Source organism: Brunnivagina elsteri CCALA 953 (assembly GCF_002289455.1).
Classification (GTDB): Bacteria; Cyanobacteriota; Cyanobacteriia; order Cyanobacteriales; family Nostocaceae; genus Brunnivagina; species Brunnivagina elsteri.
Map to the genome: position 1 here is coordinate 1 of NZ_NTFS01000379.1, position 6,423 is coordinate 6,423.

Annotated in this window: 6 protein-coding genes; 3 read left to right on the top strand and 3 right to left on the bottom strand. The window is 39.0% G+C overall.

What is annotated here, in order from left to right; genetic code table 11:
• The coding region (locus CK510_RS24320; RefSeq protein ID WP_143289416.1) for a SpoIID/LytB domain-containing protein at window positions 1-1,611 on the top strand (1,611 nt) is incomplete at its 5' end.
• Between the two features lie 202 nt (window positions 1,612-1,813).
• Here the strand turns inward: CK510_RS24320 and CK510_RS24325 are convergent.
• Window positions 1,814-2,107 (bottom strand): ferredoxin, encoded by a 294-nt coding sequence (locus tag CK510_RS24325; RefSeq protein ID WP_095724129.1) that lies wholly within the window; start codon window positions 2,105-2,107, stop codon window positions 1,814-1,816.
• Window positions 2,108-2,587: 480 nt separating this feature from the next.
• Between CK510_RS24325 and CK510_RS24330 the strand changes: the two genes are divergently transcribed.
• Entirely contained in the window at window positions 2,588-3,586 is a 999-nt protein-coding gene (locus tag CK510_RS24330; RefSeq protein WP_095724130.1) for a Gfo/Idh/MocA family protein, read from the top strand.
• Window positions 3,587-3,805: 219 nt separating this feature from the next.
• Window positions 3,806-4,429: a Uma2 family endonuclease gene (locus tag CK510_RS24335; RefSeq protein ID WP_095724133.1), complete on the top strand. Its 624-nt coding sequence runs from the start codon at window positions 3,806-3,808 to the stop codon at window positions 4,427-4,429.
• 520 nt (window positions 4,430-4,949) lie between these two features.
• On the opposite strand, the gene CK510_RS24340 is transcribed toward CK510_RS24335, so the two are convergent.
• Both CK510_RS24340 and CK510_RS24345 read right to left on the bottom strand, forming a co-directional pair.
• The gene (locus CK510_RS24340) at window positions 4,950-5,330 is read right to left on the bottom strand and encodes a hypothetical protein (protein ID WP_245912413.1); all 381 of its coding nucleotides are present in this window, start codon (window positions 5,328-5,330) and stop codon (window positions 4,950-4,952) included.
• A 233-nt stretch (window positions 5,331-5,563) separates the two neighbouring features.
• Window positions 5,564-5,983, bottom strand: coding sequence for a RusA family crossover junction endodeoxyribonuclease (locus tag CK510_RS24345; protein WP_095724131.1), 420 nt, complete (start codon window positions 5,981-5,983; stop codon window positions 5,564-5,566).
• Window positions 5,984-6,423: the final 440 nt, after the last annotated feature.

Sequence of the window (6,423 nt, forward strand, 5' to 3'; positions counted from 1 at the left end):
ACATTAACAGTTTTTTGTGCGTTGGGCTTGACTGGTGCATCGGGAACAGCAAGCAGAACCGAGGATGTGGAGCTGAAGATTGGGATTGTGCAGAGGTTTGGGGATGATGTCAAAGAATTGTTGCAATTTGAACCAACGAAAGGCGATCGCTTGCAGTTGAGTTTTCGGACAAGTGCTGGGGAGCAGTCTGTGACTACAGATAAGCCAGTGCGGTTAGAAATTGCCATGCAATCCTTAGGGAAAGCATCTGCTGAGGAGCGGTTAATTTTAGGTGTATTTCGTACTTTTGAGGCTGCTGACGATAATGCTAATAAGTGGCGAGAAAAAGGTATAGAGGTGGAAATTGCTCAACCCGATCGCTGGCAAGTTTGGGCAAAGCGGGATGTTTATAGTACTCCTCTGCTACGGAGATTATTATTGCAAAGCTTGCAAGCGAGTGGAAGAAAAACACCTTTTATCGATAGCAAAATTCTCAAGCAAACCCCAATAGTTGCTTGGACAGTTGACAATAAGCGTTATACAGGCAAATCTCTCAAAATTACTAGCCAGAAGAATTTGGTTCGAGTCAATGAAGGTAAAAAGTTCGACAATCAAGATAATAAGAATAGCAAAGAAGGGAAAAAAGATACTCTCAATCCTGACAAAGCTCGTCTTTTCCCTGGGGAATTGTTCATCCAACCAAATGCTTATGGTACATACAGTCTTGTGAATCAAGTACCTTTAGAGACATATCTAAGGGGTGTAGTACCTTACGAAATCGGCACGAATGCACCTATGCCAGCCCTGGAAGCACAGGCAATTATTGCTCGAACTTATGTTCTGCGGAATTTACGTAGATTTGCGGTAGATAATTATCAACTTTGTGCGGATACCCATTGCCAAGTTTACTTTGGATTGAAAGGAGTTTCGCCAACTACCGACCAAGCGATCGCAACAACGCGAGGAATGGTATTAACCTATAACAATGAACTTGTTGATGCTTTGTATGCAGCAAGTACAGGTGGAGTCACAGCCTCGTTTTCAGACGTTTGGAACGGTGACGAACGACCTTATTTACGTCCAGTCATCGACTCACCTACTAACATCTGGGATATATCAGCGCGATCGCTTGCCAACGAAAATAACTTTCAAGCCTTTATCAACCGAAAAGACGGGTTTAACGAATCGAAATGGCAACTATTTCGCTGGAGAAAGGAAAGCAGCCTCGAAGATATCACGAAGGACTTACAGAAATTCCTCAAAGTCAAAAAAAGTCCCTTCGCCAAATTTAAAGAAGTTCGAGAGATGAAAGTAGTCGAACGCAGTACTAGTGGACGCATTCTCAAGCTCGAAGTCGAAACAGATATAGGTTCATTCAGCCTGAGCAAAGATGAAGTTCGCAGTGCCTTTGCAGCACCAATTAGCACTTTGTTCTACCTCCAGCCAGTCATCAAAGACAAACCTGAACTGTGGGGATATGCCTTTGTTGGTGGAGGAATGGGACATGGTGTTGGTTTAAGCCAAGTCGGAGCGCAAAATTTAGCCAAGTTAGGTTGGTCAAGTGCGAACATTCTCCAGTTCTATTATCCCAGCACTCAAATTCAAATCCTCAGCGACAAAATTAAAAAGTAAGAATTGGGGAGTAGGGATTGGGGAGTAACGAATTGCGTAGCTTGCTTCTGCCCGAAGGGCAGCATTACGAATTTTGTAGCTTGCGAACCGTGATAGTAGGTATTACGAATTACGTAGCTTGCGAACCGTAGGGTATTGCGAACTGCGAACTGCGAACTGCCCCATACCCATTAGTCTAAAGTGTGTGAGGGGCTAGGAAGATTTAGTAAAGTGCTTCTTCTTGATGAGTTTGGATGGTGCAATCAGCAGTTGGGTAAGCTACGCAGGTAAGTACGTATCCAGCTTCCATTTGGTCATCATCTAAGAACGATTGATCAGATTGGTCAACAGTACCAGCAGTAATTTTACCAGCACAGGTCGAACAAGCACCAGCACGGCAAGAATAAGGCAGGTCAAAACCAGCTTCTTCAGCAGCGTCTAGAATGTAAGTATCGTCTGGGCAATCAATTACGTTGGTTCCTTCTTCGCTGACTAATGTCACTTTGTAGGTTGCCATTGTGTAATCCTCTCTATTTGCTACGGACCGTATAAGTTCTTTTAAAGCATTAGTCACGCCTCATCTGGATTAGATGGGTCGCTTTTTTTTGCTTCAATTCTGATACTACGAGAAAAAAGAAACTATGTAACCAGAAAATGAACGCGATTAGTAATGAAATTTAGTTACCTCATACCGATAAGTTTTAGTTATATTATTATTGAGGTTTGAGTCAACCCATTTAGTAATTTTATGTATGTCACATTAAGATAATCAAGTTGAGATGTTGAAAAATTTCCAGTTCTACGACAAATCACCTTGGATACAGATACCATAAGATGGCATTAGTCTTTGAAATATTTGAAGTCTTTGAAGTATTTAAACTGGCAATTGGGTATAGATTAAACAGGGTGTTAGAGCTTATAAGTATTATAAATAACTTACCTTGACCTGCTCAGACAAGGATTTAAAGGAAACCAAGAAATTAACCTGGTGGCTATAATGTATGATTCGTCCGTTTCTGTGACAACAGCAAGTATTGGTGTGGGTTTAATTGGTACTGGGTATGCGGCGAGACTGCGTGCTGAGTCTTTGCAACAGGATAAAAGAACTCGTTTAGTTGCGATCGCGGGTACTGTTTTAGAACATACTCAAGCTTTTGCCAAGGAGTTTCAAGTTGAAGCAATGGATTCTTGGCAGAGGGTTTGCGATCGCAATGACATCGACTTAATTATCATATCTACAATTAACAGCGAACATGGTAAAATAGCCCGCGCTGCTCTGGAATCTGGCAAACATGTTGTGGTTGAGTATCCTCTAACTTTGGATGATGGGGAAGGATTCGAGTTAGTGGCTTTGGCAAACAAGCAAAAAAAACTTCTCCATGTCGAACATATCGAACTTTTAGGTGGAGTTCACCAAGCAATTAAACAACATCTACCGGAAGTTGGGCAGGTGTTTTATGTTCGTTATAATACTATCAAACCCCAGCATCCCGCACCTCGGAAGTGGAGTTATAGTCACGAATTGTTTGGTTTTCCCTTGATTGGTGCGTTATCGAGGTTGCATCGTCTCACTGATTTGTTTGGTAAAGTACTTACGGTAAATTGCCACAACCGTTTTTGGCAAGTTGAGGATAATTATTATCAAAGCTGTTTTTGTATCGCTCAACTTTCCTTCGCAAGTGGATTGTTGGGTCAGGTGATTTATGCTAAGGGTGAAAGTGTGTGGCAACCGGAACGTAAGTTTGAAGTTCACGGTGAAAAAGGTGGTTTGATTTTTAATGAAGAGAAGGGAATTTTAGTTCGTGCAGGGGAAAAAATACCTTTAGATGTGGGCAGTCGTAAAGGATTGTTTGCGAAAGATACGGGTATGGTTTTAGATTATCTTTTGGATGGTACGCCGTTATATGTTAAAGCTGAAGAAAGTTTATATACGCTGAAAGTTGCCAATGCTGCAAAGCGATCGGCTGAAACTGGTTTGACAATTGTTGTGGATTGACACTATATCAATGTTAATCGTTATATAGAAAAACGCTTTTTTGATTTAGCAAAAGAGAGAGGGTTAATTTCTCAAGAGTCAGAATTATTAGGTGAAACTAGAGGTGGAGATAGAACTATGAAGAATAATAAAATTGATTAAAAAAGGGAAGTTTGCAGACCTCCCTTAATGGTTTTTTTATCAAAAATAACAGTATGGAAGTAAGGAGCAAAATTAATGATTATTCAACCACTAGAAAAAGTATTCACATTCGATGAATTTTTGGCGTTTTTAGAAACACAACCCGAAAATATTCGTTACGAGTTATACGATGGAGAAATTGTAGAAATGCCTCTACCAAGTGGCGACCATGAGGAAATTATCGCATTTTTAGTAAAAGTTTTAACGCTCGAATGTCACCGTCGTAACCTTAATTATGGTATTCCAAAAACTGTACTAGTAAAACCAGTAAATAAAAAATCAGGTTATTTTCCAGATGTTCCGTTAGTAAACCTATTCAATTTAGTAAATGAACCACAATGGAAAAAAGAATCGACTGTTAGTAACCCTGATTCAATACCTTTAGTAATAGAGGTAGTCAGTACTAATTGGAGAGACGATTATCATAAAAAATTAGCCGATTATGAAGAGATGGGTATCCAAGAATATTGGATTGTAGATTATGCAGCGTTGGGAGGTAAGGAATTGATAGGCGACCCCAAACAGCCAACTATTACAATTTATTCTTTAAGTGATGACGGTGAATATCGCAGTAAACGATTTAGGAGAAATGACTGTATAGAGTCTCCCACATTCCCAGATTTAAATCTGACTGTCGAACAGATTTTTACAATGACTTACTGATAGTCAGAATACCATCTACTAAACTTGTACTAGTGATATATAGTTAATAAAAAAGGAAGTTTGACGACTTCCTTTAATAAGCTTGGGGGGTTTAATTCCCCTGCCTCTACAGGCAGCGTGCAAACTTTGCCACGGGGATACTCCCCGTGGCAAGATTTGCGTTTTGTGTCGGGGTAAAATCCTCCGTTCGCGCTACTCTACGAGAAGGCGTACCACTCCGTGGAAGCAAGCTACGCGCAGCGTGTCGCTTTGCGACTCAGCGCCTACGCGTAGCCGCCCTAGAAAGGGCTAGGGTAGTTTTGTGTGTCGTATTCCGTCCCCCACAAACTTCTCTCCGTTACAAAACATAATTGCGAATTGTTTTAACTGTTTATTAAGTAAAAATATGAGTAATGACTATTCTTAATAAACATAAAACCTCACTCTTGCCTTCTAATGAGATAAAAAGGGTGTGGAGTGAGGTATGGTTTTTTATTTCGAGTTATTTAATTAATTTTTGTTTACCTTGAATCGTTACAACTTACTTACGATTTTTTTTCCTGGAATTAGTGACGACTAGCTCAAATTCCCAATCTGGTAATTCCCGAACTGATTTGATAATTCGGTTTAAGTTTTGTGAACCGTTGAGACTTAAAGTTTCACGCGATCGCACGTTAGCAACCACAACTTTATTACCATTCATCGCGATTAAATCAAGGGAACAATCAGCTAGAGATGCTGGCAGTTCATTGGCTTGTGGGTAAATGCTAACAGAGTAACCCTGTTGACGATACTCCCGTGCCAATTTCAGGAGTCGCTGGTATTCTAGACGATTCGGAGTTTCTTGATAGCTCATACGAGTTACAGTATCTTCATCGCTAATATTTTTATCAAGCAAGCCTTTTAGATTATGTTTGTTCAATTCAACAGATGCAAGTAAAAAACTACAATTTTACTGATTTTAAACCTGATGATTTAAATAGATTAATAGTACTAAATATTCACTTATTGCAAATAATAGCAAGACCAATTTTGTTAGTTTTGCTATCCTCAAAACCACAATACATCACCATTCACCATAGAATTATAACCTGGAAAAATCAATACTTCAATTATGGTTAAATTCTATGGATAAATACATCTAATCTTTACACTTCAATCTAAATCTTTTGGATCTGGTGCCGCTTCAATTCTAATATGTAAAAATTCTTGTCCACTTGAAAAACCCTGTGCAAGTGCAGGGGAAATTCCGCGAATCCGAAAAGAACCATTCAGATTGCGACGACGACTAATAAAATCTGTTATTTGATAATCATCAACGTATATTACCCCATTCAAAGCATCTCGAATGGGTTTGACAATATTATCGCTATCTGGAACAGCCGACTCCTCACCATAGGGTGTATCGTAGTAGTGAGTAATTACAACTTTAATTGAATCCCCAATTGGCGTTTTTTTGTCCCAACAAGCTTCAGCAACTTGACGAACCTCTTCTCTCCAAGCTTGTAGACGTTTGCGTTCTTTTGTTTGGTAAGAAATGGGTTTACCAATAACAACAAATTCAAATGGTAGCATTGGGTTTTGGTAATTTATGGGTGGGAAATTTATAACCAAGCACTAGTTTTCCTTTGCTATCTATTCTCTTCCTGCACCTTAATCCTTTAGAACCCAACAGCCGAAATCCTGTCTAATTCGTGAACACACAAATATATCAATTTTCGCGATTTTCTATTTCTTTTGGAGGAGTTTTACAGTCAAATCATCTTTAGGTAGAAAATATTGTTTATGAAGAAAGAAGAAGAGTGAAAGATGCAAACAGTCGTGATATACAGCTAAAATAGATGATTAGCACATTTATAGGTCACTTTAAACATAATAGCTTTTATTGTCTTCGGCTATTATTTTAGTTGTTAGCATCCCTACAACTTTTCAAAAACAATAAATAATACATTACACTTTATCTTCTTACATAAAGGCTAACATATAATATTTAAGAATAACAACTTCTAAAACAC